Below are 26728 nucleotides of genomic sequence, written 5' to 3'. Positions count from 1 at the left end.
AGACCCATGACCCGTACTGTGATCGAGAGCAAGACCAAGACCGTCGTCATCGGCTTTGACGAACCCTTCTGCGTGATCGGCGAACGCATCAACCCGACAGGGCGCAAGAAACTCGCGGCCGAGTTGGAGATGGGCGATTTCTCCACCGTCGAGCGTGACGCACTGGAGCAGGTGGCCTGTGGCGCCAATGTTCTGGACATCAATTCGGGTGCGGTGTTTTCCAACAAGATGGCCGAAGACCCGCGCTATGCCGACAACAACTTTGTCGAGCCGCCGCTGATGGCCGAACTGGTGGCCCGCGTTCAAGCCGTGGTGGACGTGCCGCTTTGCATCGACAGCTCGGTGCCGGATGCTTTGGAAAAAGGTCTGGAGATGGCCGAGGGCCGTCCGCTTCTGAACTCCGTGACCGGCGAGGAAGAGCGGATGGAGCGCGTTCTGCCGCTGGTGAAGAAATACAACGTGCCGGTGGTGGCGATCTCCAACGACGACAGCGGCATTTCCGAAGACCCGGATGTGCGCTTTGCCGTGGCGAAAAAAATCGTCGAACGCGCGGCGGACTTTGGCATTCCGGCGCATGACATCGTGGTCGACCCGCTGGTGATGCCGATCGGCGCCATGGCAACCGCCGGTCATCAGGTGTTCACCCTTGTGCGACGCCTGCGCGATGAGCTGGGCGTCAACACCACCTGCGGCGCGTCGAACATCTCCTTCGGCCTGCCGCAACGCCACGGCATCAACGCGGCGTTTCTGCCGATGGCGATTGGCGCGGGCATGACGTCTGCGATCATGAACCCGGTGCGGGTGCAGGAGATGGAGGCGATCCGCGCCGCCAACCTTCTGATGAATCATGATCCCGATGGCACGAAATGGATCGGGTTTTCCCGCGTGGCGGAGGCCGTGGCGCAGGGCGCGAGCTTTGCCGAGGCGGCACAGGCCGCGGCGGCAGGTGGCGCCGGTGGCGGGCGTCGTGGCGGTGGACGGCGTCGCAGAGGGTAAGCACGTCCGAAGGGACCGTGCCTGAGTATTTGAACAGCAAAGGAAACGCACGTCATGGCGCGATTAATCGCCTTCAACAAGCCGTTCGACGTGCTCTCCCAGTTCACCGACAAGGGCAGCGAAGGCACGACACGCAAGACGCTTTCGGAGTTCATCGACGTGCCACGCGTTTACCCGGCCGGGCGGCTCGATCGCGACAGCGAGGGGCTGTTGCTTCTGACCGATGACGGGAAATTGCAGGCGGCGATCTCCGATCCGCGTCACAAGATGGCAAAGACCTATCTGGCGCAGGTCGAGGGGGATCTGAGCGAGGAGGCGCTTGATCTGCTCCGTCAAGGCGTTGAACTGAAAGACGGCATGACCCGCCCTGCCCGCGCCCGGCGTGTCGACGAACCGGACTGGCTCTGGCCGCGCACGCCGCCGGTGCGTTACCGTAAATCCGTCCCCGAAAGCTGGCTCGAACTGACGATCTCCGAGGGCCGCAACCGTCAGGTGCGCCGGATGACCGCCGCCGTGGGCTTTCCCACATTGCGGCTCATCCGGCTGTCCATCGGGCCGTGGCATCTGGACGGGTTGGAGAGTGGCGCGTGGCGCGAGGACGATCCGTGGAAGGCAAAGAAAAGATGAGCGATCAGAACCCTCTGGTGATTTTCACCCCCTCCGGCAAGCGCGGCCATGTTGCCCCCGGCACCACTGTGTTGCAGGCGGCACGCGATCTCGGTGTCGATGTCGACAGTGTGTGCGGCGGGCATGGGATCTGTTCGAAATGCATGGTGCGCCCGTCTTTTGGCGATCACGCCAAACACGGCATTCACGCGGGCGAAGCGGCGCTCAGCCCGGTCAACGCGGTGGAGCGCGCCTATGACGCCAAGCGCGGCATCAAACCCGGGCACCGGATGAGCTGTCAGGCGCAGGTGCTGGGCGATGTGGTGATCGACGTGCCATCCGAGAGCCAGGTGCACAAGCAGGTGGTGCGGAAGGCCGCCACCACGCGGGTCATCGACATGGACCCGGCGACCCGCGCCGTCTATGTCGAGGTCCCGCCCGCCGACATGCACACGCCGACCGGCGACTGGGAACGGGTACAGACGCAATTGAAAGAGACGTGGCAGATTGAGAGCGCAACCCTGTCTCTGGCCATGTTGACCCAGCTTCAGGCGGCGCTGATCGAGGGCAAGGACGCGGTCACACTGGCGCTCAACACCGCCCGCGAAGGTGCGCCGCGCGTGGTCGGCGTCTGGCCGGGATTTCACGAACCGGCACTCTACGGATTGGCGGTCGATCTCGGCTCCACAACCGTCGCCGCGCATCTGACCGATCTTGCAACTGGTGAGGTCAAGGCCTCCGGCGGCGTGATGAACCCGCAGATCCGCTATGGCGAGGACCTGATGTCGCGGGTGTCCTATGCGATGATGAACCCGGGCGGTGCCGCCGAACTGACCGATGCGGTGCGTGAGGCGCTTGGGCAACTGGCGGCGGAGTTGGCCGATGAGGCCGGGATTGCCACATCCGATATTTTCGAAATCGTCGTGGTGATGAACCCGGTGATGCATCACCTGTTGCTGGGGCTCGACCCTGTGCCTCTTGGACAGGCACCTTTCGCGCTGGCGACCAATTCCGCGCTCGACCTGCCCGCCTCCGACATCGGGCTACGCCTTGCTCCCGAAGCCCAGCTCTACATCCTGCCGCTGATTGCGGGTCATGTGGGCGCCGATGCCGCCGCCGTAGCGCTCTCGGAGGCACCTCAGAAACAGGACCCGCTGACGCTGATCGTCGATGTCGGCACCAATGCGGAAATCCTGCTGGGCAACAAGACGCGGGTGCTGGCCTGTTCCTCACCCACCGGCCCGGCCTTTGAAGGCGCGCAGATCAGCTCCGGCCAGCGCGCCGCCAATGGCGCCATTGAGCGGATCGAGATCGACCCGGTGACCAAGGAACCCCGGTTTCGCATCATCGGCGTCAAGCAATGGTCCGACGAGCCAGGCTTTGCCAAGAAGATCGGGCGCACTGGCGTCACTGGTATCTGCGGCTCTGGCATCATCGAGGCGGTGGCGGAAATGCGCATGGCGGGGGTGCTCGATGCCAACGGGCTGATCGGCTCGCCGGAGGCCGTTGGAACGTCGCGCTGCCGTGCCTCGGGGCGCACCTATGAATATGTGGTCTACGACGGCTCCGCCGAGGGGGGCCCGGTGGTCTCCGTCACTCAGGGCGACATTCGCGCCATCCAGCTTGCGAAATCCGCGCTCTACGCGGGCGCGCGGCTTCTGATGGATGAATTCGGCACCGATACGGTGGACCGCGTGGTGCTCGCCGGCGCCTTCGGGGCGCATATCTCGCCGAAACACGCCATGGTTCTGGGCATGATCCCGGATTGTCCGCTGGAGCATGTCACAAGCGCCGGAAACGCCGCTGGCACAGGCGCGCAGATCGCGCTTCTGAACCGGGCCGCGCGGCGCGAGATTGAGGAGCTGGTGCATCACATCACCAAGGTGGAAACCGCCATCGAGCCGAAGTTCCAGGAGCATTTCGTCAACGCCAACGCCATCCCGCACGCAACCGATCCTTTCACTGGCCTGCGTGCTCTCGTGCCCCTGCCCGATCTGAATTTTAATGCGGGCGATGGCGACGGTGGCGGACGGCGCAGACGGCGGCGCGGCTAAGAGCCAAAAGGTTCCCAGATACTGGTTGAAAATGATGTGAACGGGCGGAGGGAAACCTTTGCCCGTTTTGCCGGGTTGTGTCCCCAGAAGGCCGGCGAAGACGTCGCCCACGCCAAATTGACGAACATGAAACGGAGGTTTCTCATGAAAACCCGTGGTAAATTCCTTGCCCTGTCGACCGCTGCCCTGATGGCCGCCGCCCCGCTCGCATCATTTGCGGACGCGCCGGTGAACGGTGCCGAGATCATCAACGAACAGGCACTCGACCAGAATGCCACCATCGCCGAAAATGCGATGAAGGTACAGAACCTGACCACCCTGATCGAAGCGGTGAAGGCCGCCGGTCTCGCCGAAGAGCTGATGGGGGAAGGCCCGTACACGCTGTTCGCGCCGACCAACGCCGCCTTCGACAAGCTTCCGGCCGAGGCCGTGGCCGATCTGATGAAGCCGGAAAACCGTGATATGCTTCAGGACGTGATCAATGCCCATCTGGTGAAAGGCGAATTCACGCCGCAAATGATCGACGATCTGCTCAAGAGCGATGAGTCCCCGGACAACATTGCCTTGCCGGAAAATGTCGCGGTCGATTTCGACAACAACATCGTGACCCTGACCACCGTGTCCGGCGACCCGATCCGCGTCGAGAAAGGCACCGGCGAAGAGCTCATCCTGCGCGACGCCCAGGGCAATCTCGTGACCACGCTCGCGAAAGACATCGAGCAGTCCAACGGCGTGATGTACTTCGTCGACGGTGTGCTGATGCCGGTGTCCTAAGCGATATCGCAAGACCTGATGTCCATCCCACCGGACCTCTTGGCCGCGCCTCACCGGGCGTGGCCTTTTTGATCGCCATACTGCGCTTCTGCGCTCATCGTAGCGCCGACGGAGGGAACAATCGCCAAATCTTCACAGGCAGATACGTATATGCTACGTCTTTATCAGGTACAGTTAACAATGAAATTTATAACGCAATGCAATTGAATATTGTCTGCCCCAAATGCGCGACGCAAACTGCGGTTTCCGTCTCCGGGCAAGGCGAATTCTCTCTAACACGCAAAAACTGTAATATTGAATTTACGAGCCTTGTGGGAACTGCGCGTTCGAAAAGGTCCCGTGGGCAAAGGAAAACGAATACTCGTGAATATGATGTGAGGTATACGCAGAACGGCACTGAAAAATATCTGCAATTCTCAAGCGATACCTATTCGGATGCCGAACTCAAATCCAAGGATCAGTTCGTACTGTCCTCCATTGGTGGAAAGCCCCGCATCCTTCAAAACCTCACGATCGGTCAGTATTGGCGGATCAACGCTGCCCCCCTCAATCCCTGGCTGGTCCTTATTATTATCGCCATTTTGATCGTGGTCGCACTGCTGATCTTCTAATGAAAAAACAGCATTTACCCAATCTTATCCGCTTGACCGCCCCCGCGGCTTTGACTACCTAAAGGCTCACCTCAGGCGGGTATGATGTAATGGTAGCCTGTCAGCTTCCCAAGCTGAACGCGCGGGTTCGATTCCCGCTACCCGCTCCAATAAGTGTTTGTTTTATAAGAAAAATGACGGGTTAATTTGCGCGCCAGCCAAACGCGCTCCCCATTTTCAAAAAGACGGAATGCAACACGAATTTACGGCGTGTTCAGCCTATTTGGCCTCTCTTCATCTTCGAAACGGATCGCCGTTCGGCTTGCGTACCTATTGGATTTAGCGATCATGGGCGAAAATGAGACCTTTGCGACCTGAGCCATGATCACCACGTGCTTTTCCTCTGCCAGACCCACAGCGGCCACGACAAGCCGTTCTGTGTTCCTCAAGAGCCTGAGCCTCGCCGCCTGCCTCATGGCCGTCCTAAGCGCCTCTGCGCGCACAGGCTGCCTCACCAAAGTCAAAACCTTTACCGTAGCGAGCGTCGCCCGTAGAAAGATGAGAGCCTTGCGCTCTGCTTTGATTCTATACTGAGTTTATTGGTTGCGAGATGAGAACAGCATGGATTGGTGTCTGCCATTTACGGCAGGCCGACGGTGGAGAATATCGCTGTCAGGCCGCAGTTTGGGCGCATTATGAAAGTTTCCGGGCAACGCTTGAGGCGCATGTGGCGCCTCGTGGCTATACGCTGATCTGGCTCGAAGACGTCCTGCCCGCCGCGCACTACATCTCGGATCACACATCGCAGCATCCGCAGGTTGGTGCACTTGTGCAGGCCGTGCATTCCGGCAACACCGTTGAGCTGGGACCAATGCAAAGCATGAGGCCTCACGAAACCATTCAACCGGAAAGCTATCTGACCATTGAGGACCATGCCTTCGCGCCGCTCCCCGATCAGACCGGCATTCCGTTCTGGGATCGGGATTGGATCGCGCCGGAGCTGAAAGAGCTGTTGTTCGGTCAGCCGGAAGACGGCCAGAAACTGCGCACCTATCTCATCGTGGATGCCACGCTGCGCAAGAACGTCATCGGAACGTTCGATCTCGACGATGTCGATGTGCCGGTTCAGTGCCTGTTCAAAGGCACCGCCGCCGAGGAGCTTAAGGAAAGTGCGCCGTATCTCATCGACATGACCCTGCCCGATGACGCCTGGGACGACGGCGGCCTCGTACCAGCCTTCCACAAGAGCTTTTTCGCGAAGCATTGGGGGCAAAATACCGGCATTTTCATCCGTACAACGGCGCGCATGAGCGAGGTTTGGGGGCATTTCAGGAAATTTACCCTCGTGCCGCGCGCAGGACAGCGAACTCCGATCTTTGTCCGCTTTTGGGATGAGCAATATATGCGGCTTTACTTCCCGCATATCGCCAACAATCGAGAGCGCGTTGAGCGCTGGTTTATGCGTGACGGGTTCTGTGTTCACGCCCTGCTGGCCGATCAGGATGGCGGCAAAACCGTCCGGGAAATTGTATTGCAACATACGCTGGTGTACACAGCGAACACCCCCTCGAAGCCCTTTGAAATCACAGAATACGACCTCGCCCCCTTTTCCAGAGAGCGTGAGCGCAAGGACCTTTGGACGCTGGCGGAAGCTCTGAAAAAAGGCTTCCCGAAAGATCTTAAAAACTATTCCGAAGAGACGATCCTCTCCCTGATCGAAGATCCCGTACATCGCATGGTCGGCTACGGGTTCAGGCAACAAAAACACCTTTATATTCTGGCGGCATGGTCGTTGTTCTTTGGCCAGAGCTTTGAACATAAAGACCCCTCTGGCCGCCTGTCCGATATTTGCAAAAGTCCTTTAAGTGAGATCGACAAAATGAGCGCCCTCAAAGCCCGTATGGAGCACCTTTCCGCCCCGAAGAGAGCAGCATCATGACCGAGATGACCCCCGCAGAGGTGACCGCACAGGCCGAACCCGTCGCGAACACACTGTCCGGCACATATGGCGGCGTGACACAAAGCTGCACCGCTCCACGCAGTGTCCTTTTTCTGTATGACGACCCGTACAAAACACCAGCCACTGCCGTGTTGACACGTTTTCTGGACAAAGACGTCGTCCTTGCTGAAACGCGCAGCTACCATGTTCAGAATTATGGCGCGCAATGCAGCACCGATGACGTGCCGCCCGTCCGCTCCAATCTTGGCATTTCAGAACAACCTGACCTGCCACGCACTCCCCTCGATATCGACACGGGCGATGAGGAAACGCTGAACGCTCTGGAAGAAGAAGCATGGACGCTTGAACAGGAAATCGTTGCGGCTCTCAGAACCTTTGAAGTCACGATGGCTGGTGTCTTCGCCCCCTATATTACGGAGTGGAACAGCGACGGTTGGCTGGGCGCCAGCGGTGACTTCATCACCGGTGTCGGCAGTGGAATGTCGAGTTGGTGGGACGGAGAAAAGGACTTTTGGGGATCAGTTGCCGGAGCGCTTAAAAGCTCTGCTGCGAAGGTGGGAAATGCAGTCTGGGATCGTGTGTCGAACCCGATAGACACATTGCAAGACATCGCTCAGACACATGCCAAAGCGATCACGACCGGCGTGGAAGTCGTCAAAGCTTTGACAGAATTCATGCGGGGACTGCTGTCCGGCGATGTTGACAAGCTGTTTGCAGCACTCAATCCATTGGCAGCCCTCAGAACCGCAGAAGGAGTCATCGGCGAGTTCGGCACCCTCATGAGCGATCTCTTCGCCAAAGGATCTGAATTTCTGAACGGGTTGTTGGAAGTCTTCCGCCGCACACCGGTTCTGGGCCTCATCGCCAATAGCATCATGCGCGTCATCACGCTGATGACACCGAACTTCTGGGCAGAAATTCTCGGTCAAGGTATCGGGTTTGTCCTGCCTGAGCTCCTGATGTGGGTGATCAGCCTGATCGTGTCGGCGCTTCTTGCCGCGACAGGTGTCGGTGCCGCCGGGGCGGTGGTGATCATTGCGGGCAAGATCGCGTCTCTGGCCAGCAAGCTGCGGAAAATAATCAATGCGAATAGCAAGGTTTATGCCTTTGTCGCATTCCTGAAAACAGCCGAGCCGATCATTGCCAAAGTTGGCCCGCTTGGCCAAAAATTGCGGCAAAGCATGTATATTCGGGAAACGAAAAGTCTCGAACCTGTTAAGAAGGTCATCATTCCGACCCGGCACTGGATCCAGAAACTCGATGATCTGGCCAGACAGGGACATGGCCCCCAGAGGCACGAAGGGGCCGTGACCGACAAACAGCTTCTGGATCGCGTCCTGCATGGTCTGGATCCCATGACAGGCTCCGTTGTGGACTATGACAAGTTCTTCAAAAAGTATGGCGTGCCCTACGACCCGATCAAACACGGCACCCCGCCGGATTTTGGCGGGACGACGATCAACGTCCCCGGCAAGGGGGACGTGCCGATTACAATGAGCAATAAGATCAAGCATATAAGCGGGGAACATGCGACGAAGTTCAACACGCCTGAAGACTATGTGCGAGCTTACGACGGGGTTATAAGTCACCCAAAGTTCAAAGCCTTTGTATCTGGCGGCAACACTGGCGGTGCAGTAAAGGGAATAAAAATGTCAGATATATTTGGTCCAAACTTTCAATCACGCATCAAAGGCTACGATGAATTTGGAAAGCCAACAGTGTTTGGTCCAAATACAGAGCTTGTACCTGTTTTCGCAAAAGATGCGAACGGCACTTATCTACTCAAAACAATGTATCCCAACCCTTAGGTGAAGAATGACCCTCCAAGAAACAGAGGCAAGCTTGTATGCCTTAATTGGCCATTTTAATGTGAATGTTGCAATGAGTGACGATGTGCCAATACTCATCCAATCTCTCTCAGAGCACAAACGAGAAGAATTGAAAGCAGAGTACGAACGTCGTCTCAAATATAATCTTTTAGGTATGGATGATTTCAGATGGGCAACAGCCTGTGTAGCTAAGGACGAAAAATCCGCCCGCCGGTTCTTCGAAGACGTTTACAAATACGCCTTTGAGAGTGGTGAAGAGCCGGACGTGACCGACTATTGGAACCGCCCCAAGCCTAAAGATTGGTAAGCAATCTGGCTCGAAACGCCTCTGCCCCAAAAGCAACTTCTGAATCGCGTCCTGCATGGTCTGGATCCCATGACAGGTTCCGTTGTGGACCATGACAAGTTCTTCAAAAAGTATGGCGTGCCCTACGACCCGATCAAACACGGCACGCCGCCGGATTTTGGCGGCGCGACGATCCATGTTCCGGGCAAGGGTGACGTGCCGATTACAATGAGCAATAATATCAAGCACATAAGGGAACATGCGACGCAGTTCAACACGCCTGAGGATTATGTGAAGGCTTATGACGGGGTTATAAGTCACCCAAAGTTCAAAGCCTTTGTATCTGGCGGCAACACTGGCGGTGCAGTAACCCTACAGTTTTCGGCCCCTCAACCAAGATCGTGGCGGTGTTCCGCAAAGACGGTGAAGCGATAAAGCTCATCACCCTGTAACTGCCTGCCGGGCTTGCGCCGCCGCGCGGCGCGTAGCATGCGCTGGAACTCGGGACAGTCGAAGTGATCTTCGTGCGGACAATCGGCCGTATGGCGCAGCATTTCGGCCAGCGAAGTGAGGCGGGCCGCTAAGGTTGCGATTTCCCCGGCTCGCGCCTCAAGCCGGTCGCGGTCGATCGCCACCTGCCCCTCGGACGATATCCAGTCACGAATGTCGTCGAGGCTGAACCCGGCCCAACGCGCAAGGCTGATCACGTCCAGCGTGTCGAGCACCCGTGCTTCGAACACCCGCCGGAGACCACGGCGACCCACCGAGGAGATCAATCCTTTTTCCTCATAATATCTGAGGGTCGATGCCGAAAATCCACTGCGTTTCGCCACTTCGGAAATATCGAGAAACATGGCTTGACCTCAAGTTGACTTGAAGTGGCAGGATAGCTCTTCCCTCAAATCAAGGAAAGAGACAGATGACGATTTTGACCTTCATGGCGGATGCCGCACTCATGGGCATCGGCGCAACGCTTTTCATGGATGCGGTGGCCCTCCTGCGCCAACGCCTCTGGCAGATCCCTTCGCTCGATTATGCGCTCGTCGGGCGCTGGGGGCTTGGCATGGCGCGGGGCCGGTTCCGCCATCGCACCATCCTCGACAGCCCGCCGGTTGCCGGAGAACGTCCCGTCGGCTGGGCCTTGCATTACCTGATCGGCATCGGCTTTGCCGCCCTGCTGCTGCTTTGGCTCGGGGCGCACCGGGGGCCGGCGGAGCTTGCCGCCGGAGAGATCTTCGGCCCCGCCATGTTCATCGGAGCTGCCTCCGTTCTCTTGCCCTACTGCGTGATGCAACCGGCCTTCGGCTTTGGCTTTGCCGCCGCCCGGTCACCTCGCCCCGGCGTGGCACGCTGGCGCAGCCTGGTCGCACATCTGTCTTTCGGTCTCGGTCTGTTTCTCGCCGCGCTGATCTGGAATATGGTCGCACGGCCCCTGTGACGTGAGGTTTCGCTTTGGCTGTCCGCTTCGACCGGCTAGGGATTTTGCCGGGAGGACCTCACATGACCAAAGACTTTCTGGACATCGCGCAAGCGGCGCTGACCGAACGGCTCAAGGGCGAGAATTTCGAAAAATCCGTGTCCCTCAGGATCAAGGAAATCGGCAATCTCATCATCAAGGGCGATACGGCGGAGATTTCAGACGACCGTGCCGACTGCGCCATCATCGCCGACCAGCCGACCTTCGAGAAAATCCTCGCGGGACAATTGAACCCGATGAAAGCCGCCATGTTCGGCAAGCTGAAGATTGCAGGCGATGCCAAGACCGCGCTGAAATTCGGCAACCTGTTCGGATAAAAATGGCCCATCAATGGGCCATTTTTTCCTTATTTCAAGGCGCTACCCGTTCATCTTCAGGTAGTCGACGAGCTGCAACGTCGAGCCGTCCTTGCCCGCGCCATCGGCCTCGCCGGCCAGCACCGGTTGCAGCGCCAGAGCCAGCTCCTTGCCCAACTCCACGCCCCATTGGTCGTAGGAGTTGATGCCGAGGATCACACCCTCGACAAACACCCGGTGCTCGTAAAGCGCCACAATCTGGCCCAGCACGAAGGGCGTCAGTTTCTCATAGGCCAACGTTGTCGAAGGCCGGTTGCCCGGGAAAACCCGGTGCTGTGCCTGCCGCTTGAGTTCTGCCCCTTCGAACCCTTTTTTCCTCATGATCTCCGTGGCTTCCGCCAAAGACCTGCCACGCAAAAGCGCTTCGGACTGCGCTAGACAGTTCGAGACCAAAAGCTCATGCTGATGCGCCAGACCCGGTTCGTGACCGAAACGCCCGACCATGAATTCACAGGGGATCACCCGCGTGCCCTGATGGATCAACTGGTAAAACGCGTGCTGACCGTTGGTGCCCGGCTCGCCCCAGACAACCGGCCCGCTGTCGAACGGCAAAGCGCGGCCGTCCATCGCCACGCGCTTGCCGTTCGATTCCATTTCGAGCTGTTGCAAATAGGCTGGAAGCCGCAGCAGACGTTGCTCATAGGGCAGCACCGCGCGGGTGGCATAGCCGCAGACCTGATTGTGCCAGACGCCCACCAGCGCCAAAAGCACCGGCAGGTTGTCCTGCCATTCGGCGGTGCGGAAATGCGTGTCCATCGCCTGCCCGCCGCGCAGGAATTCGGCAAAGCGCTGCGGCCCGATGGCCAGCATCAAGGACAGCCCGATCGGTCCCCAAACCGAATAGCGCCCGCCGACCCAATCCTCGAAACCGAACACCAGATCGGGGTCGATGCCGAAAGCGGCGGTCTTGTCCTTCGCGGTCGACAGCGCCGCGAAATGTTTCGAAATGCCCTCTTCGCCCACCGCTTTCACCAACCAGTCCCGCGCCGTCTGCGCATTGGTCATGGTCTCAATCGTGGTAAAGGTCTTGGAGGCGACGATGACCAGCGTGGTCTGGGGGTTCAGCCCGGAGAGCACATCATGCACATGCGCGCCGTCGACATTGGAGACGAAATGGCAATGCGGCCCGTCGGCATAGGGCTTGAGCGCCTCATAGGCCATCACCGGCCCAAGGTCGGAGCCACCGATGCCGATATTCACCACGTTTTCAAACGGCACGCCCGAATAGGACGTGATCGTGCCGCGCCGCACCCGGTCGGCGAAATCGTCCATCCGCGCCAGCGTATGGCGCACACCGGGGATCACATCCTTGCCGTCGACCATGACCGGCCCACCATCGAGGTTGCGCAGCGCCGTATGCAGTACTGCACGCCCCTCGGTGTCGTTGATCTTCTCTCCCGAGAACATCGCCTCGCGTTTTTCCGGCACCCCCGCCACATCCAGAAGGTCGAACAGAGCCGTCCGCGTCGCTTCGTCGATGTTGGTCTTCGAGTAATCGAACAAAAGCCCGTCCGCCATCGCCGAGAACCGTGAGGCCCGGTCTGAATCCTCTGCGAAGAGATCGAGGATATGACGGTCTGCGCTTGCACTGCGCAGCGATTTGAGGGCGGCAAAATCAACAGTCATTGCAAGTCCTTTCGGCGGCTCGGGCCGACGCGCCTGTCAGCCCGGTTCTTTCATTCTGCTTATAGTCGAATTGTTTCAGGGACGCTAAACCTTCCTCGCAAAAGAGGAAATTTCAACACGAAACGGTTCGCGCAGAGCTCAGGGTGCCCAATGCACTGTCGCATCGGCCAGAAAAGCGCGCACCGGTGCCTCGATCTCCGACAGGGTTTCCGCACGCTCGAGGGCCGCGCGTTTCTCCGCTCCGGTGATCAGGATGTGAGTCGAGATCGCGGTTTTGAGCGCCTTGGCCGAAAGCGTGATCCTCGGCTCACCCGCGCCGGGCGCGCGCATCGCCAAAAGCGTCGGCGCGTCCTCCGAGAGCCCCAGCTCAAGCTGATCGGCTCCGGGAAACAGGCTGGCCGTGTGCATATCCGTCCCCATGCCGAGCAAAAGCACATTGAGCGGCAGGGCCGCCTCCACCGCAGGCATCAGCCCCGGCAGGCCTTCCTCCGGCGTCGGTACGTCGCGATGGAGCGGGATGAGCCGCGCCGCCAACGCCTGGCCCACCAACAAACGCCGTTTCAGAAGCGCCGTGTTCGAGCGTTCCGAGCTTTCCGGCACCCAGCGCTCGTCGTTCAGAAGCACATCGACCCGGCCCCAGTCGAGCGACACGCCCGAGAGGATGTCGAACACCGGCCCTGGCGTCGTGCCGCCGGGCACACAGAAACTGACACGGTCCTCGACCTCAAGGGCCGCACGCAATTCCCCCGCGATCTTGTTGGCGAGATCGAGCAGCATCACTTCGCGGTCGGGAAATTCGACGAAATTCATCCCTTGATCTCCCGCCAGCGCCGCCCCTCGCGATGAAGCATGATCGCCGCCTCCTCGGGGCCCGAGGAATAGGCCTCATAGGGTTTCGGCACGTCGCCGCGCGCCTCCCAGCTTTCGATCAGAGGATCGGTCCAGGCCCAGGCCGCTTCCACCTCGTCGCCCCGCATGAACAGCGTCTGGTTGCCACGGATCACATCCATGATCAGGCGCTCATAGGCGTCGGTGATCTCCTCGGCATCCTCGCCGAGCGCCTCAGCAAAGGACATGTCCAGAGGGACGTCGATCAGGCGCATTCCCCCCGGCCCCGGCTCCTTGATCGTCACCTTGAGCGTCATGCCCTCGTTCGGTTGCAGGCGGATCGACAACAGGTTGGCATGCCGCCCCGCCTCCTCGCCAAAGATCGAATGCGGCGCATCCTTGAACACCACGGCGATCTCCGAATTGCGCGCCTTGAGTTTCTTGCCGGTGCGTAGGAAAAACGGCGTGCCCGCCCACCGCCAGTTCGAAATCATGCAGCGGAGCGCAATGAAACTTTCGGTGCGCGAGCGCGGATCGCCCGCATCTTCGCGGTACGATGGTTCGTCGTCGGTCGCGTCATACTGGCCGCGCACGATATGGTGATGGTCGATCGGCTCCAAAGCGCGGATCACCTTGAGCTTCTCGTCGCGCACCGAATCCGGTTCGAACCGCGAGGGCGGCTCCATCGCGATCAGGCACAAAAGCTGCATCAGGTGGTTCTGCACCATGTCGCGCATGGCGCCCGAGCGGTCGTAATATTCGCCCCGCCCGCCGACGCCGACGGTCTCCGCTACGGTGATCTGGATGTGATCCACGTATTGCGAATTCCACAGCGGCTCGAACAGGATATTGCCAAAGCGCACCGCCATGAGGTTCTGCACCGTTTCCTTGCCCAGATAATGGTCGATGCGGTAAATCTGCGTCTCGTCGAAATGTTTCGCGAGATCGCGGTTCAGCGCCTTGGCGGTTTTGAGATCGCGGCCAAAAGGTTTCTCGACCACGATGCGCGCCTTGTCATCGGCGATACCATGGCTCATCAGCCGTTCGGCAATGTCGCCAAACAGTGACGGCGCCACCGAGAAATAATAGGCCTTGATCACATCGTCGCGCATCATCCCCTTGAGCGCGTCCCAACCGTCCTCGCCACGGGCATCGACCTGCACATAATCGAGCCGCTTGAGGAAATCGCCGATCAGCGCCTCGTCGCAGCTGTGTTTCGAAGAGAATTCGAGGATCGCCGCACGCACGATGCGGCGGAACTCTTCCGTGTCGTGTTCGGAGCGCGCCGCCCCGATGATGCGTGCCGTGGGTGGCATTTGACCGGCGCAGAACCGGCGGTAAAGCCCCGGCAGGATTTTCCGGCGCGCCAGATCCCCCGTGCCCCCGAAGATCACCAGATCGAAATCGTCGACCGGAATGACGCGTGACGCCATGGCTGTGTTCCTTTTCGCGTTTGAGCCGCGTGAGAGCGGACTGCCCCTCTCTCACAGCGCTTTGAGTGTTAGCGCTAACGAACCCCTGTCGTAACGCCTTGCCCGGAAGAAGTCTAGCACCGCCACGCAACCTCTCAAGTGTCCTTAGGGACAAATCCTCCACCGGCGGGTGCTGTGCAAAAAAGTGAGACCTTTTCACCACGCCGCTGGAGGACTACCCTGCCTCTGATCCGATGCCGCCATATCCTGCTTCCTCCGCCCGCCAGAGAGCCATTTCAATGAAAGATCAGAACCAAGAGATTGCCAACATTGGAAAATTTTCCGATCCGGCGATGACAGCCAAGGGCGAGACCCGCGCCCGTGTGGCGCTTGAGTGGCTCGAGACCCTGTGGTTCAACACCGGCACGCTGTGCAACATCACCTGCGTGAACTGCTATATCGACAGCTCGCCGACCAACGATGCCCTGACCTATATGACGGCGGCGGAGGTTGAGAGCTATCTCGACGAGCTCGACACTCTCGGGATGCGCCCGCGCGAGATCGGCTTTACCGGCGGCGAGCCATTCATGAACCCCGAGATGCCTGCGATGATGCGGGTGGCGCTGGCGCGGGGCTATGAGGTTTTGGTGCTCACCAATGCCATGCGCCCGATGCAGCGGCCCGCCGTTTTGAGCGCGATCGAAGAGCTGAACGCGGCGTTTCCCGGTCGGCTCACGCTCCGTATCTCCCTCGATCATTTCACCGCCGCACATCATGACGCCATGCGCGGTAAGGGCAGTTTCGCAACGACGCTTGCGGGTATGGATTGGCTGCGCGATCACGGCATCGCCATGACCGTCGCAGCCCGCTCGCTCTGGCATGAAACAGAGGCCGAGACCCGCGCCGGATTTGCCGCGCTTTCTGCCGATCGCGGCTATGACATCGACCCGGATCATCCGGCGAAAACCGTGATTTTCCCGGAGATGGACATAACGGTCGAGGTCCCGGAAATTACCACCGCCTGCTGGGGCATTCTTGGCAAATCGCCTTCGGAGATCATGTGCGCGTCGCAACGCATGGTGGTGAAACGCAAGGGGGCAGCGCCGTCGGTGGTCGCCTGCACGCTTTTGCCCTATGAGGCAGAGTTCGACCTAGGTCCGACGCTTGCGGGCGCCATGGGCGAGGTTGCACTCAATCATCCGCATTGTGCGAAATTCTGTGTGCTGGGCGGCGCGTCCTGTTCCGCCTGATCGCGCTTCATCGCACGGGATTTGAGTATTTAGGTCCTCGGAAAAGCCCGAAGTTCACATGTCCAGTTCGGCATCCCAATAGAGAAAGTCGATCCAGCTTTCGTGCAGGTGATGCGGCGGGAATTTGCGCCCCATGTTCTTGAGCTCTTCGGCGCCGGGCGCGCGCGGCGGCTTGCGCAGGTTCATCCCGGCCTGACGCAGCGATTTCGAGCCTTTCCTGAGGTTGCAGGGCACGCAGGCCGCCACGATGTTTTCCCAGCTCGTGATGCCGCCCCGGGCGCGCGGAATGACGTGATCGAAGGTCAGATCGCCTTTCGAACCGCAATACTGGCAGCGGAATTCATCCCTCAAAAACAAATTAAAGCGCGTGAAGGCCACGCGCTTTTGAGGTTTGACATAATCTTTGAGGACGACGACCGAAGGGATGCGGATCTTGCAACTCGGGGAATGAACGAAGTCGTCATATTCCGCCACGATGTCGACCCTGTCGAGGAAGACCGCCTTGATCGCCTCCTGCCAGGGCCAGAGCGACAGCGGGTAATAAGAGAGCGGCCGGTAATCCGCGTTCAGCACCAGCGCGGGATGCGCCTTGGCCGCGTTGGGTTCCCTGACAAAATGTGTCCTGAAGTCTCCATCCATGGGTGCACTGGTCCTCGTCCTGCTCAACTCTCGGCTGGCGGGACGGGACGACCCGTCCCACATCTTGTGATTCACTATATATCGCGGCTTTGACCTGACAAGCCTCAGAATATGCGAAACCTTCGCCTCGGTCTTTACAGGGCTTTCGTGACGCCCATGTGACGCGAATTCAGGCAGAACCTCGCCGAAATCTCCAGTTTCCGCAGGAAATGCGCATCGTGGCTGATCACGATCAGCGCGCCACGCCACTGAGAAAGCCCCTCTTCCAGCGCCTCCAACGCATCGAGATCGAGGTGGTTCGTCGGCTCATCGAGCAAAAGAAGCGGTGCCGGATAGCCACCCGCGCCCAAAAGTGCAATCGCGGCCCTGAGCCGCTCGCCGCCCGACAGCACCGCCACCGGTTTCAGCGCGGTATCACCGCGAAACCCGGCCTGTGCCAGTGCGGTGCGGATCTCGGCGGGCTCGAGATGCGGATGTTCGCGGCGCGCCGCCTCGATCAGGTTCCCCGGTCCCGCAAGACCGCCACTCTGGTCGAGCCGGGCGCATTTGACCGGACGGATCACCTCGCCCGACAGCGGCGCGATCTTGCCTGCGATGCCGCGCAGGAGCGTCGATTTCCCTGCGCCGTTGGGGCCGCTGATCGCCAGCCTTTCCGGCCCCGTCAGGCTCAGGGTGATCGGCCCGATCCGCCGATCGCCAATGGCAAACACCGCCTCGCGCAGCACGAGCACCTGTTTCGTCGCGGGCAGGTTGATCTCGGGAAAGACCATCGCCACCGGTGTTACGACCTCGATCCGGTTGACTGCGCTTGCCTGTGCCGCCCCCAGTGCCTCCTGCCGTCGAGCCGTGGCCCGGAGCCGTCCACCGGCCGCGCCTTCAGCGCCTTCCTTGGCCTTGTCCAGCAGCATCTTCGATTGCGAGCCGTCGCGCAACGCCTTGCCCTGACGCGCGCGCCTTGCCTGTCGGGCTGCGGCCTCCTCGACCTGTGCCCGATGTTGACGCAGGGCGCGAGCGGCCTTGTCGGCCTCTGCCACGAGCCGGGCACGCTCCGCCTCCCTGGCGGTCTGAAACGCCGACCAGCCACCGCCGAACTGGGCCACCGAGCCGTCCGGTTCCAGCGACACGATGCGGTCGACCTCTTCGAGAAGCGTGCGGTCATGGCTTGCGACCAGCGCGATGCCACGATGAGATTTCAACGCCGCCGCCAGAACCTCCCGCGCCTCCGTGTCGAGCGCATTGGTCGGTTCGTCCAGCAGGATGATCTCCGGCGCGTCGAAAAACAACGCGGCCAGAGAGGCGCGCAATTGCTGCCCTCCCGACAGCGCGCCAAGACGCCGTTCAGGCGCCATTCCGGGCAGCCCGAAACGCGTGAGCTGCGCCACCATGCGGTCCTCAAGCGTCCAGTCGACCGCCTCAAACGCCCCCCGTGTAGGCTCTCCGGCCAGAGCGTGCCTGAGGTCGGCCCAGGCTTCGGCACAGCCGAACAGCCCGCACAGCCGGGCCTGCGGATCGGGCGATTGATCGAGCAGGCGCACGGGGCCGGAGAGTGAGACCTCCCCCATCACGGGCAGGTCAGTTGCCCCCGTTAGCCCAGAGCTTGCAATAAATTTGAGAAGCGAGGATTTCCCCGATCCATTTCGGCCCACAAGCCCGGTCACACCGGGCCCGAGGGTCAGATCGAAAGCTACACGCGGTTCAGAACCTGATGACGCAAGCTCAGAGCTTGCGTTTGCGGTCCTCAACACGGATGCGGACAGGGAGACGTTCCTCAGTCGGACGCTGGGAAAGGAAGGCATAGGCCACCACGACACCGGTTGCGATCAAGGCGAGTGCGGTCGTCATGAGAATGTCCATAGGTCAGCCCTCCTAGCTATGTATAAAAATAGGTAACACCCGAAGGTGCAGGGTCAAGGGGTCGCGCTCATCATGTGGTGAAAAAAGTGAACAGAAGGCTAACTTTCGTCCCTTTCGCACCCGCGATGCGCAAGACCGTTACGTCACGCCGCCTTATCCGGCCTCATAGCCCAGCTTTTCCCGCAAAAACGCCAGTGCGACGCCCAGACCGTCCGGCGAGATGCCATGTCCCATGCCGCGCATGATATGCGCGTAGGTCTCGAATCCGGCCTCCTGCAACGCCTGCCCCGCCTCCGGCATCGACTGTGGCGGCACCACCTCGTCCTGATCGCCATGCAGCAGCAGGATCGGCAGTTTCACCTTCATCTCGTCGGCGAGCATCTCCGGCGCAATCAGCCGCCCGGAAAAGCCAACGACACAGGCCATCGCCTCTTCGCGGCGCGGCGCCACATGCAGCGACATCATCGTGCCCTGCGAAAAGCCCACGAGAGCGATCTGCTCGGCCTCGAACCCGTAATCGACCATAAGATTGTCGAGATAGTCATTGAGCTCATCGACTGCGCGAAGCATGCCGTTACGCGACTCCTCTTCCGAGGAACCGTCGATCCACGGGATCGGAAACCACTGAAATCCCATCGGGTTGCCAGTACAGACCTCGGGCGCGTCCGGTGCGAAGAACATCGTGTCTGGCAGGTGTTCGCCCAAAGGATCGGCAAGGCTCAGGAGATCGTTGCCATCGGCGCCATAGCCATGGAGGAAGATCACCGCAGAGCTCGTGCGCCCCGACAGGCTGTCGCGTTTGTGGTTGGTCAGATCGCTCATGGGGTCCTCTCAAACTGGGTCATGGCCAAGCTCTAAGCACAAAGCAGGGGCTTCGCAACCGGGCTTACCGCACACCCTCGCGTTGTTTGGCCACATGGTAATAGGCCCAGAGCACCCGCGCCGCGACCGCCCGCCATGGCGCCCAATCCTCGGCCATCTGCCGCAGCGCGCGCTCTTTCGGGCGGTCCGGCAGATCGAACAACAGACGCGCCGCTTCCTGCAAGGCCAAATCGCCCGGCGCAAACACATCGGCATGGCCGAGCGAGAACATCGCATAGATTTCCGCCGTCCAGACGCCGATCCCCGGCACCTCGGTCAGGGTCGCAACCACCTCGGGCGTGGGCGCGTCCCGCAGCGCGCGGTAGTCGATCCGCGCCTCGGCCAAGGCCTTGGCATAGCGCACCTTTTGCCGCGACAGGCCACAGGCGCGCAGATCGTCTTCGCTGGCCCAAAGCACCTTGCGCGGCCCTGTGAGCTTGGCTGCCTTCAGACGCCGCCAGATGCCATTGGCGGCGGCAACCGAAATTTGCTGGCTGACGATGGCGCCCAGAAGCTCTTCGAACCCGTCCTTGCGCCGCCGGAGCGGTAAAGGCCCGGTGAGGCTCAGCGCATGGGCAAAACGCGGCTCGCATGTGGCCAGATGCGCCGCCCCTTCGGCGACATCCGCGTCACAGGCGATGATCCGCATCAGAAGGTCTCACCATGGGTTTCCGCCCATTCCAGCGCATCGAGCACTTGCTCGCGCCGCTCAACGCCCTCGGGCACCGGCGGGCGGGCGATCATGGCAATGGGAATGCCGAGCTTGCGCGCCGCGTCCAGCTTGCCGCGCGCCGCACCGCCTGCGTTTTTCACCACGAGGAAATCCGGTTTGAGGCGCTCGAACAGGGCAATCTCTTCGGCTTCCGAAAACGGCGGACGCCCGGTGATCCAGTCCCCCTCATAGGGAAACGGCTGCGTCGGCGCATCAATCACCCGGCAAATCAGATGCCGCCCCGGCAAAAGCGGCCCGATGCGATCAAGGCTCTGCCGCCCGGTCGCAAGGAACACGCGCGCGCCTTCGGGGATCATCGCGGGCAGCTCCGCGAGATCATAGAGGTGATGCCAGGCGTCGCCCGGCTGCGAGCGCCAGATTTTGCGCTCATAAAGCAGATACGGCAGGCCCAGCTCACGACAAACCCGCGCCGTGCGCGCGGTGATCGCCTCGGCAAAGGGGTTTGTGGCGTCGATCACGGCGGTGGTGCCAGCCTCCTTGAGATAGGCGCGAAACCCCTCTTCGCCGCCAAAGCCCCCGACACGCGTCTCGATCGGATAGGTCAGCGGATCGTCGGTCACCCCCGCCAGAGAGGCCACGGCCTTGATCCCCGAAGAGGCCAGATGACCGGCCAGATTGCGCGCCTCGGTGCTGCCTGCGAGAAGAAGGATCATTTATGCCCGTCCTATAATGGTGCCCTTGCGGTCGATCACCACGATGTCGAAAGCGCAGCCGCGCCCGCCGAACCGTGTCTCGACCTGTTCCAGCGCTTTCTGCGCCACCCGCGCGGCAAAGTCAGCCCCCAGACGGTCGTAAATCTCCAGCGCCGTGTTGCAATGCACAAGATCCGGGTCGCCCATCTCGGCGGCCCAATAAGGTTTGTCGACCTGCGACCGCTTGGAATGCAGGTCCATCTCGCCCTGCGCCAGCTTGGCGATCTTGCCGATACCGCCGCCGATGGTGACGCACGGCACCGGGTGTTTCATCAGGTATTTCAGCAGCCCGCCCGCGAAATCGCCCATGTCGAGCATCGCGCCCTCGGGCAGATCGTAAAGCCCCCGCACCGCGCGCTCAGACGTCGCGCCCGTGCAACCCGCCACATGGCAAAGCCCCTCGGCGCGCGCCACATCGACGCCGCGCTGAATGGAGGCGATCCATGCCGCGCAGGAGAACGGCCGCACCACGCCCGTCGTGCCCAAAACCGACAGCCCGCCCCGAATGCCAAGGCGCGGGTTCCATGTCTTGAGCGCGATCTCTTCGCCGCCGGGAATGGAGACCGTGATCTCCACATCTCCCGCCTGCCCCAGCCGTTTCGCCATCTCCGCCACCTGCCCGGCCATCATCTCGCGCGGCACCGGGTTGATCGCGGGATCTCCCGGCGGGATCGGCAGGCCCGGTTTCGTCACCGTCCCCACGCCCGCACCCGCCCGGAACACGACGCCACCCCCGGAGGCACAGACCCGCGCCCGGATTTCCGCGCCATGGGTCACGTCCGGATCGTCGCCCGCATCCTTGATCACGCCCGCTTCGGCCCAGCCCGGCCCCTCGGCCCGGTGCGACAGGGCAAATTCGGGCCGCTCGCCTTTCGGCAATGTGATCCGCACACGGTCGGGGAAGCCCTCGCCCCACAGCGCCATTAGCGCCGCGCGGGTTGCCGCCGTCGCGCAGGCCCCCGTGGTCCAGCCACGGCGCAAAGGAGGTGAAGTCTCGGTCATCATGGTCACGATAAGCCAGCCGCCCAGCTTCCGCCAGACGCATTCGTGCCACCAAACAGGCTTCCCCCGCCCCCCGGCCTTCGTCATAAAACAGATATGACAGAATCGACGCTCTCCCTCCCTTCGGGCGACTGGCCCACACTGGAACCCGGCTGGGTCTGGCTTTGTGGCGCGGGTCCCGGCGATCCCGGCCTCTTGACGCTGCATGCGATCAATGCGCTGCGGCAGGCCGATGTGATCGTTTACGATGCGCTTGTGGGGCAGGAGATTTTGAGCTGGGCGCCCGAGGGCACCGAACTGGTCTATGCCGGCAAACGCGGCGGCAAGCCCTCTGCGAAACAGGCCGATATTTCGCTGCAACTCGTCGATCTCGCCCGCGCGGGCAAACGCGTGTTGCGGCTCAAGGGCGGCGATCCCTTCGTCTTTGGCCGCGGCGGCGAAGAGGCCCAGACGCTCATCCAACATGGCGTGCCGGTGCGCATCGTGCCGGGAATATCGGCGGGGATCGGCGGGCTCGCTTATGCGGGCATCCCGGTCACCCACCGCGACGTCAACCAATCGGTGAGCTTCGTCACCGGCCACGATCAGACCGGCGGCCCGACCGGCAGCCTTGATTGGGAGGCCCTGTCGCGCGCCTCCGGCGTTCTGGTGATCTACATGGGGATGAAACACGCCCCGACCATTCGCGACGGCCTCCTTAAGGCCGGACGACCCGCAGACGAACCCGTCGCCGTCGTGTCGCAGGCCACATTGCCCGAACAACGGGTGCTGGAAACCACGCTGGACGCGATGGTCGAGGACATCGCCAATGCAGGGCTTGAGCCGCCCGCGATCATCTGTGTCGGGCGCGCGGTGCTGATGCGCCAGGTGCTTGACTGGCAGGCCCTGATGCGGGGGGAAGCCCCGCGCAACACCGATCCGCTGGGTCGTGGCAAACCGGCAGAACAAGGCTGATGACCACGGGCCTCTTGATCGCCGCGCCCGCCTCCGGCTCCGGCAAAACCACTGTCACGCTTGGCATCCTGCGCGCGCTGACCCGGCACGGCGTGCCGGTGCGCGGCGCGAAATCCGGCCCGGATTACATCGACCCGCGGTTTCACGAGGCCGCCACCGGGCGGAGCTGTGTCAATCTCGACGCCTGGGCGATGACGCCTGACCGGCTCACGAGCCTTGCCTCAGGCAACGGTCTCCTGATCGTCGAAGGCGCCATGGGCCTGTTCGACGGCGCGCCGCCCGAGGGCAAGGGCGCCTGTGCCGATCTCGCGCGGCTGTTCGACATCCCCGTTCTTCTCGTGGTCGATGCCTCGCGCATGGCCGGGTCCGTTGCGCCGCTGGTGGCGGGTTTTGCCCATCACGATCCGCGTGTGAAAATCGCAGGCGTGATCCTCAACAAAACCGGCTCGCCGCGCCATGCGGAGATGCTCGCCCGCGCCCTTGCGCCGCTGAACATCCCGCTGATCGGCTCCCTGCCCCGCAACACTGCGCTTAGCCATCCCGACCGTCATCTCGGCCTTGTGCAGGCGGGAGAACGTCCCGATCTCGACGCCTTTCTCGACGCCGCCGCCGAGGCGGTCGAGGGCGCGCTCGATCTCGACCTGATCCAAAATCTCGCCACCCCGCTGCCTGTCACAGATCACACCCCGCGCGTTCCGCCGCCCGCCCAGAGCCTTGCGGTGGCGCAGGACGCGGCCTTTGCCTTCACCTATCCGCATCTCCTCGCGGACTGGCGGGCGCAGGGGGCGGAGATCCGGCTGTTCTCGCCTCTGGCCAATGAAACGCCGCCGCCCGCCGATCTGGTCTACCTGCCCGGCGGCTACCCCGAATTGCACGCCGGACGGATCGCCGCCAATCATCAGTTCCTTCAGGGGCTCCGCGAAGCCGCCGCGCGGCGTCAGGTTTACGGTGAATGCGGCGGCTATATGGTGTTGGGAGACGGGCTGATCGACAAGGACGGGGTGCGGCACAAAATGGCCGGGCTTTTGCGGCTCGAAACCTCCTTTGCCGCGCGTAAGCTGCATCTGGGCTACCGCCATGCGCAGGCCGTGAACGGGCCGTTCCCCGGTCGATGGGCGGCGCATGAGTTTCACTATGCCACGACGCTCAAGGCCGAGGGCACGCCGCTTTTTGCCGCCTCGGATGCCGAAGGCACCGATCTCGGACCGCAAGGGCTGATCTCCGGCTCGGTCGCGGGATCGTTCCTGCATCTGATCGACGCGATCCCGTCATAATCCCCGTTTCTGCACAGCGCCCCTTGAAGAACGCGGGTTCTCAGGACGCGGCTGAGCGGCTAAACGCTGAGACGACACATTCAAAAACATGCACACGGACGCTTCATGACCGACACGGCCCTCAGCCCCGACACCCAGCGCGCCCGGCGCAACGTGATGATCCTCGTCCTCGCTCAGGCCTTCTTGGGCGCGCAGATGTCGATGATCTTCACCATCGGCGGCCTCGCCGGTCAGTCTCTGGCGACCAACCTCTGTTTCTCCACCCTGCCGATTTCCGCCACCGTTTTGGGGTCGATGATGGCCGCCACGCCGCTCTCGGCCGCGATGCAGCGCTGGGGCCGTCGTGTCGGGTTCTGGATCGGCACCGGGTCGGGCACCATTGGCGCGGGAATCGGCGCCTATGCGCTTCTGCACCAAAGTTTCTGGCTCTTCGTTCTCGGCGGGTTCTTCACCGGCGTCTATCAATCGGCGCAGGGCTTCTTCCGCTTTGCCGCCACCGACACTGCCGACGAGTCCTTCCGCCCGAAAGCGATCTCCTATGTCATGGCGGGCGGGCTCGCCTCCGCCATCATCGGGCCTCAGCTTGTGAAAGTGACGTCGCAAGCCATGGTCGTGCCCTTCCTCGGCACTTATCTCGCGGTGATCGCGATCAACATCGTCGGCTCGCTGCTGTTTCTCTTCCTCGACATCCCGAAACCGCCGGTGTCGACCCATCACCACCTGATCGGGCGCTCGCGGATGGAGCTTTTGAAGACCCCGCGCATTGCGGTTGCGATCATCATCGCCACCACCTCCTATGCGCTGATGAACCTCGTGATGACCTCGACGCCGCTCGCCGTCGTGGGCTGCGGGTTCGAACAGAACACCGCCGCCAATATCGTTTCCGCCCACGTCATCGCGATGTTCCTGCCGTCCTTCTTCACCGGCTATCTGATCGCCAAATTCGGCGTCGAGCGGATCATGTCGCTGGGCCTCGTCATCTTGGGCGCCGCCGGTGTCGTGGCGATGATGGGGGTGGAGCTGGAGAATTTCTTCGGCGCGCTGATCCTTCTGGGCGTCGGCTGGAACTTCGGCTTCATCGGCGCAACGGCCATGCTCTCCTCGGCCCATGAGCCGTCGGAGCGTGGCCGCGTTCAGGGCATGAACGACCTGATCGTCTTCGGCGGCGTGACGCTGGCCTCGTTGGCCTCCGGCGGTCTGTTGAACTGTTCCGGCGGTTCGGCACAGGACGGCTGGATCGCGGTCAACCTGACGATGATCCCGCTCCTGACGCTCGCCGGTGCGGCGCTGATCTGGCTCTGGATGCAGCCGAAAAACAAAGGGTAACGCGGTGGGCGGGGGCCTTTACACCCCCGCCTCTGCCCTGATCCGGTCGCGATGACGCGAAAGCCACAGCGCCGACATGTAAAGCGGCCCCACGTCCAGTTGACCCGCGTCGCACATCTCCATCAGCCGCGCAAACGGGATCACATAGGACGCAATGTCCTCATGCTCGTGATCTAGCCCGCCGCCCGATTTGGCGAGGCTCTCGGGCAGGTCCGCAATCCCCACATAAGAGGTCACATATTCGGTGATCGCGCCCGAGGACGGGTAATATTCCGCCACCTTGTGAAGCGCCCCGATCGTGACACCCGCCTCTTCCTCCGCCTCGCGCCGCGCCGTCGCCTCCGGGCCTTCGCCGGTGTCGATCCGCCCGGCAATGGGCTCCAGCATCCAGGGCCGAGCATCCCCGCGCGCATAGGGGCCGAAGCGGAACTGCTCGATCACCAGCACATGGTCGCGCACCGGATCATAGGGCAGCACCGTCGCCGCATCCGCCATGAGAAATCCCGCGCGGGTCATCACCTCGGAACTGCCGCCGTCGAACAACCGATGCGTCAGCACGCTGTCGTCGAGCGCAAAGAAATGCGAATAGGGAATCTTCCGGGACATCAGCGTCACATCGGCCCGCGACAGATCGGTCCGGCCTTCCGCCCTCGGACGTTCGCCCGCCGCTGCGGTCAGCCTTGCCCAGGCCCGGATGAAGATCGCGGAGCGCAGCGCCCGCAACTCCTCCACCTCGCGTTCGCGCTCGTAAAGCACCACCTCCTCGGCGGCAGCCGCGATCAGAGCCGGTGACAGGAACGGCTCATCGCCGTCGAGAACCGCCCGCAGGAACGCCACCTGATCCGAGTTGAACCGGGCTTTCAGCGGCGCAAAAACATCGCTTACGACCATTTGCGCGCCGCCTTCTCAGTGATCCAACCGCCAAAGAACCCGCCCGCGACCAATACGATGACAATGTCCCATTTCAGCATCAACAAACCGTTGTCGCGCATCATGTCCACCATCGACATCAGCGCCTGCGTCGGGCCGCGATAATGCTTGTCGAGCGAGCGGTGGATCATCATTTCGAAGGAGAAATAGAAGATCGCCCAGAATGTCAGGATGACCGAGGCCGAAAACCCGTAGCTCAGTGCCGCCGCCATCGTGTCGCCCGCGCGCCGCCCGAGAAAGACCCAGCCGGTCAACAGTCCGATGACCCCGGTGATATAGGAAAACAACCCGACTTGTGTGCCTTCCGGCAGGTAGGGGATCACCAATTCGGCGGCGAACCATGCCAAAAGGGCAAACCAGAGGGCTGCGACGAGTTTGGCGGCTGTGGGCATCTGTGACCTGCTCTGAATTCTCGGGGT

Annotated in this window: 28 protein-coding genes and 1 tRNA gene; 16 read left to right on the top strand and 13 right to left on the bottom strand. The window is 61.6% G+C overall.

What is annotated here, in order from left to right; genetic code table 11:
* Positions 1-6: 6 nt before the first annotated feature.
* The 10 genes from CEW89_RS03430 (at position 7) to CEW89_RS20660 (ending at position 9530) form a co-directional block, all read left to right on the top strand.
* Positions 7-996, top strand: coding sequence for a methyltetrahydrofolate cobalamin methyltransferase (locus tag CEW89_RS03430; protein WP_096804914.1), 990 nt, complete (start codon positions 7-9; stop codon positions 994-996).
* 54 nt (positions 997-1050) lie between these two features.
* A complete protein-coding gene (locus CEW89_RS03425; protein WP_096804913.1) occupies positions 1051-1623 on the top strand; it encodes an rRNA large subunit pseudouridine synthase E in 573 nt (190 codons plus the stop codon).
* Positions 1620-3656, top strand: a complete 2037-nt coding sequence (locus CEW89_RS03420) for an ASKHA domain-containing protein (protein ID WP_096807114.1) — start codon at positions 1620-1622, stop codon at positions 3654-3656. Before CEW89_RS03425 ends, CEW89_RS03420 begins: the two co-directional genes overlap by 4 nt.
* A 144-nt stretch (positions 3657-3800) precedes the next feature.
* Positions 3801-4430, top strand: a complete 630-nt coding sequence (locus tag CEW89_RS03415; RefSeq protein ID WP_066709923.1) for a fasciclin domain-containing protein — start codon at positions 3801-3803, stop codon at positions 4428-4430.
* Positions 4431-4498: 68 nt separating this feature from the next.
* Positions 4499-5041 (top strand): hypothetical protein, encoded by a 543-nt coding sequence (locus tag CEW89_RS20670; RefSeq protein ID WP_157779749.1) that lies wholly within the window; start codon positions 4499-4501, stop codon positions 5039-5041.
* Between the two features lie 75 nt (positions 5042-5116).
* Positions 5117-5190: transfer RNA gene (locus CEW89_RS03405), tRNA-Gly, on the top strand.
* Between the two features lie 440 nt (positions 5191-5630).
* A complete protein-coding gene (locus tag CEW89_RS03395; protein ID WP_096804909.1) occupies positions 5631-6959 on the top strand; it encodes a DUF4123 domain-containing protein in 1329 nt (442 codons plus the stop codon).
* Positions 6956-8788, top strand: coding sequence for a hypothetical protein (locus tag CEW89_RS03390; protein WP_096804908.1), 1833 nt, complete (start codon positions 6956-6958; stop codon positions 8786-8788). Before CEW89_RS03395 ends, CEW89_RS03390 begins: the two co-directional genes overlap by 4 nt.
* A gap of 7 nt (positions 8789-8795) precedes the next feature.
* Positions 8796-9116 carry a hypothetical protein gene (locus CEW89_RS20665; protein WP_157779748.1) on the top strand — a complete coding sequence of 107 codons (321 nt, stop codon included), beginning with the start codon at positions 8796-8798 and terminating at the stop codon, positions 9114-9116.
* Positions 9117-9185: 69 nt separating this feature from the next.
* Entirely contained in the window at positions 9186-9530 is a 345-nt protein-coding gene (locus tag CEW89_RS20660) for a hypothetical protein (RefSeq protein ID WP_157779747.1), read from the top strand.
* On the opposite strand, the gene CEW89_RS03380 is transcribed toward CEW89_RS20660, so the two are convergent.
* Complete coding sequence (locus CEW89_RS03380) at positions 9485-9949, bottom strand: helix-turn-helix domain-containing protein (RefSeq protein WP_096804906.1); 465 nt, start codon at positions 9947-9949, stop codon at positions 9485-9487. The two genes, CEW89_RS20660 and CEW89_RS03380, sit on opposite strands and share 46 nt — an antisense overlap.
* Before the next feature lie 65 nt (positions 9950-10014).
* Here CEW89_RS03380 and CEW89_RS03375 point away from each other — a divergent pair, with 65 nt between their 5' ends.
* Both CEW89_RS03375 and CEW89_RS03370 read left to right on the top strand, forming a co-directional pair.
* Complete coding sequence (locus CEW89_RS03375) at positions 10015-10533, top strand: DUF2938 family protein (RefSeq protein WP_096804905.1); 519 nt, start codon at positions 10015-10017, stop codon at positions 10531-10533.
* 62 nt (positions 10534-10595) lie between these two features.
* Positions 10596-10889, top strand: coding sequence for an SCP2 sterol-binding domain-containing protein (locus tag CEW89_RS03370; RefSeq protein WP_066708135.1), 294 nt, complete (start codon positions 10596-10598; stop codon positions 10887-10889).
* A 42-nt stretch (positions 10890-10931) separates the two neighbouring features.
* Here CEW89_RS03370 and pgi read toward each other — a convergent pair whose 3' ends face one another.
* The 3 genes from pgi to zwf form a co-directional block, all read right to left on the bottom strand.
* The gene (gene pgi / locus CEW89_RS03365) at positions 10932-12554 is read right to left on the bottom strand and encodes a glucose-6-phosphate isomerase (RefSeq protein WP_096804904.1); all 1623 of its coding nucleotides are present in this window, start codon (positions 12552-12554) and stop codon (positions 10932-10934) included.
* Positions 12555-12692: 138 nt separating this feature from the next.
* Entirely contained in the window at positions 12693-13364 is a 672-nt protein-coding gene (gene pgl, locus CEW89_RS03360) for a 6-phosphogluconolactonase (protein WP_096804903.1), read from the bottom strand.
* Positions 13361-14815, bottom strand: a complete 1455-nt coding sequence (gene zwf / locus CEW89_RS03355) for a glucose-6-phosphate dehydrogenase (RefSeq protein ID WP_096804902.1) — start codon at positions 14813-14815, stop codon at positions 13361-13363. Before zwf ends, pgl begins: the two co-directional genes overlap by 4 nt.
* A 278-nt stretch (positions 14816-15093) precedes the next feature.
* On the opposite strand from zwf, the gene CEW89_RS03350 reads away from it, so the two are divergent.
* Entirely contained in the window at positions 15094-16044 is a 951-nt protein-coding gene (locus tag CEW89_RS03350; RefSeq protein ID WP_096804901.1) for a radical SAM protein, read from the top strand.
* 54 nt (positions 16045-16098) lie between these two features.
* Here CEW89_RS03350 and CEW89_RS03345 read toward each other — a convergent pair whose 3' ends face one another.
* The 7 genes from CEW89_RS03345 to CEW89_RS03320 form a co-directional block, all read right to left on the bottom strand.
* Complete coding sequence (locus CEW89_RS03345) at positions 16099-16683, bottom strand: HNH endonuclease (RefSeq protein ID WP_066708147.1); 585 nt, start codon at positions 16681-16683, stop codon at positions 16099-16101.
* A gap of 134 nt (positions 16684-16817) precedes the next feature.
* Complete coding sequence (locus tag CEW89_RS03340; RefSeq protein WP_244906192.1) at positions 16818-18329, bottom strand: ATP-binding cassette domain-containing protein; 1512 nt, start codon at positions 18327-18329, stop codon at positions 16818-16820.
* Positions 18330-18399: 70 nt separating this feature from the next.
* Complete coding sequence (locus CEW89_RS21375) at positions 18400-18525, bottom strand: hypothetical protein (protein ID WP_274377284.1); 126 nt, start codon at positions 18523-18525, stop codon at positions 18400-18402.
* Positions 18526-18690: 165 nt separating this feature from the next.
* Positions 18691-19359: an alpha/beta hydrolase gene (locus CEW89_RS03335; RefSeq protein WP_096804899.1), complete on the bottom strand. Its 669-nt coding sequence runs from the start codon at positions 19357-19359 to the stop codon at positions 18691-18693.
* A 64-nt stretch (positions 19360-19423) separates the two neighbouring features.
* Positions 19424-20047 (bottom strand): DNA-3-methyladenine glycosylase family protein, encoded by a 624-nt coding sequence (locus CEW89_RS03330; protein ID WP_096804898.1) that lies wholly within the window; start codon positions 20045-20047, stop codon positions 19424-19426.
* Complete coding sequence (locus CEW89_RS03325) at positions 20047-20784, bottom strand: precorrin-6A/cobalt-precorrin-6A reductase (protein WP_096804897.1); 738 nt, start codon at positions 20782-20784, stop codon at positions 20047-20049. The genes CEW89_RS03330 and CEW89_RS03325 overlap by 1 nt, the downstream gene beginning before the upstream one ends.
* Positions 20785-21828 carry a cobalt-precorrin-5B (C(1))-methyltransferase gene (locus CEW89_RS03320; protein WP_425321029.1) on the bottom strand — a complete coding sequence of 348 codons (1044 nt, stop codon included), beginning with the start codon at positions 21826-21828 and terminating at the stop codon, positions 20785-20787.
* Positions 21829-21921: 93 nt separating this feature from the next.
* On the opposite strand from CEW89_RS03320, the gene cobA reads away from it, so the two are divergent.
* From cobA to CEW89_RS03305, 3 genes are all read left to right on the top strand, one after another.
* Positions 21922-22779 carry a uroporphyrinogen-III C-methyltransferase gene (gene cobA / locus CEW89_RS03315; protein ID WP_096804896.1) on the top strand — a complete coding sequence of 286 codons (858 nt, stop codon included), beginning with the start codon at positions 21922-21924 and terminating at the stop codon, positions 22777-22779.
* Positions 22779-24053, top strand: coding sequence for a cobyrinic acid a,c-diamide synthase CobB (locus tag CEW89_RS03310; protein ID WP_096804895.1), 1275 nt, complete (start codon positions 22779-22781; stop codon positions 24051-24053). The genes cobA and CEW89_RS03310 overlap by 1 nt, the downstream gene beginning before the upstream one ends.
* Before the next feature lie 105 nt (positions 24054-24158).
* Complete coding sequence (locus CEW89_RS03305) at positions 24159-25379, top strand: MFS transporter (RefSeq protein WP_096804894.1); 1221 nt, start codon at positions 24159-24161, stop codon at positions 25377-25379.
* 18 nt (positions 25380-25397) lie between these two features.
* On the opposite strand, the gene CEW89_RS03300 is transcribed toward CEW89_RS03305, so the two are convergent.
* Both CEW89_RS03300 and CEW89_RS03295 read right to left on the bottom strand, forming a co-directional pair.
* Positions 25398-26270: an NUDIX domain-containing protein gene (locus tag CEW89_RS03300; RefSeq protein ID WP_096804893.1), complete on the bottom strand. Its 873-nt coding sequence runs from the start codon at positions 26268-26270 to the stop codon at positions 25398-25400.
* The gene (locus CEW89_RS03295) at positions 26261-26701 is read right to left on the bottom strand and encodes a TrgA family protein (RefSeq protein ID WP_066708171.1); all 441 of its coding nucleotides are present in this window, start codon (positions 26699-26701) and stop codon (positions 26261-26263) included. The genes CEW89_RS03300 and CEW89_RS03295 overlap by 10 nt, the downstream gene beginning before the upstream one ends.
* Between the last annotated feature and the right edge of the window lie 27 nt (positions 26702-26728).

The organism is Celeribacter ethanolicus (assembly GCF_002407265.1).
Classification (GTDB): domain Bacteria; phylum Pseudomonadota; class Alphaproteobacteria; order Rhodobacterales; family Rhodobacteraceae; genus Celeribacter; species Celeribacter ethanolicus.
This window is presented reverse-complemented; position numbering and strand designations above follow the sequence as displayed.

What these genes read in the sequence shown, in the direction of transcription:
- cobA (WP_096804896.1), top strand. Translation starts at nt 21,922, where the DNA reads ATGACAGAATCGACGCTCTCCCTCCCTTCGGGCGACTGGCCCACACTG.
- zwf (WP_096804902.1), bottom strand. Translation starts at nt 14,815, where the DNA reads ATGGCGTCACGCGTCATTCCGGTCGACGATTTCGATCTGGTGATCTTC.
- CEW89_RS03420 (WP_096807114.1), top strand. Translation starts at nt 1,620, where the DNA reads ATGAGCGATCAGAACCCTCTGGTGATTTTCACCCCCTCCGGCAAGCGC.
- CEW89_RS03330 (WP_096804898.1), bottom strand. Translation starts at nt 20,047, where the DNA reads ATGCGGATCATCGCCTGTGACGCGGATGTCGCCGAAGGGGCGGCGCAT.
- CEW89_RS03295 (WP_066708171.1), bottom strand. Translation starts at nt 26,701, where the DNA reads ATGCCCACAGCCGCCAAACTCGTCGCAGCCCTCTGGTTTGCCCTTTTG.
- CEW89_RS03370 (WP_066708135.1), top strand. Translation starts at nt 10,596, where the DNA reads ATGACCAAAGACTTTCTGGACATCGCGCAAGCGGCGCTGACCGAACGG.
- CEW89_RS20660 (WP_157779747.1), top strand. Translation starts at nt 9,186, where the DNA reads ATGACAGGTTCCGTTGTGGACCATGACAAGTTCTTCAAAAAGTATGGC.
- CEW89_RS03395 (WP_096804909.1), top strand. Translation starts at nt 5,631, where the DNA reads ATGAGAACAGCATGGATTGGTGTCTGCCATTTACGGCAGGCCGACGGT.
- CEW89_RS03415 (WP_066709923.1), top strand. Translation starts at nt 3,801, where the DNA reads ATGAAAACCCGTGGTAAATTCCTTGCCCTGTCGACCGCTGCCCTGATG.
- CEW89_RS21375 (WP_274377284.1), bottom strand. Translation starts at nt 18,525, where the DNA reads ATGACGACCGCACTCGCCTTGATCGCAACCGGTGTCGTGGTGGCCTAT.
- CEW89_RS03305 (WP_096804894.1), top strand. Translation starts at nt 24,159, where the DNA reads ATGACCGACACGGCCCTCAGCCCCGACACCCAGCGCGCCCGGCGCAAC.
- CEW89_RS03335 (WP_096804899.1), bottom strand. Translation starts at nt 19,359, where the DNA reads ATGAGCGATCTGACCAACCACAAACGCGACAGCCTGTCGGGGCGCACG.
- CEW89_RS03350 (WP_096804901.1), top strand. Translation starts at nt 15,094, where the DNA reads ATGAAAGATCAGAACCAAGAGATTGCCAACATTGGAAAATTTTCCGAT.
- CEW89_RS03375 (WP_096804905.1), top strand. Translation starts at nt 10,015, where the DNA reads ATGACGATTTTGACCTTCATGGCGGATGCCGCACTCATGGGCATCGGC.
- CEW89_RS03425 (WP_096804913.1), top strand. Translation starts at nt 1,051, where the DNA reads ATGGCGCGATTAATCGCCTTCAACAAGCCGTTCGACGTGCTCTCCCAG.
- CEW89_RS03325 (WP_096804897.1), bottom strand. Translation starts at nt 20,784, where the DNA reads ATGATCCTTCTTCTCGCAGGCAGCACCGAGGCGCGCAATCTGGCCGGT.
- CEW89_RS03300 (WP_096804893.1), bottom strand. Translation starts at nt 26,270, where the DNA reads ATGGTCGTAAGCGATGTTTTTGCGCCGCTGAAAGCCCGGTTCAACTCG.
- CEW89_RS03380 (WP_096804906.1), bottom strand. Translation starts at nt 9,949, where the DNA reads ATGTTTCTCGATATTTCCGAAGTGGCGAAACGCAGTGGATTTTCGGCA.
- CEW89_RS20665 (WP_157779748.1), top strand. Translation starts at nt 8,796, where the DNA reads ATGACCCTCCAAGAAACAGAGGCAAGCTTGTATGCCTTAATTGGCCAT.
- CEW89_RS03320 (WP_425321029.1), bottom strand. Translation starts at nt 21,828, where the DNA reads ATGATGACCGAGACTTCACCTCCTTTGCGCCGTGGCTGGACCACGGGG.
- pgi (WP_096804904.1), bottom strand. Translation starts at nt 12,554, where the DNA reads ATGACTGTTGATTTTGCCGCCCTCAAATCGCTGCGCAGTGCAAGCGCA.
- CEW89_RS03390 (WP_096804908.1), top strand. Translation starts at nt 6,956, where the DNA reads ATGACCGAGATGACCCCCGCAGAGGTGACCGCACAGGCCGAACCCGTC.
- CEW89_RS03345 (WP_066708147.1), bottom strand. Translation starts at nt 16,683, where the DNA reads ATGGATGGAGACTTCAGGACACATTTTGTCAGGGAACCCAACGCGGCC.
- pgl (WP_096804903.1), bottom strand. Translation starts at nt 13,364, where the DNA reads ATGAATTTCGTCGAATTTCCCGACCGCGAAGTGATGCTGCTCGATCTC.
- CEW89_RS03310 (WP_096804895.1), top strand. Translation starts at nt 22,779, where the DNA reads ATGACCACGGGCCTCTTGATCGCCGCGCCCGCCTCCGGCTCCGGCAAA.
- CEW89_RS03430 (WP_096804914.1), top strand. Translation starts at nt 7, where the DNA reads ATGACCCGTACTGTGATCGAGAGCAAGACCAAGACCGTCGTCATCGGC.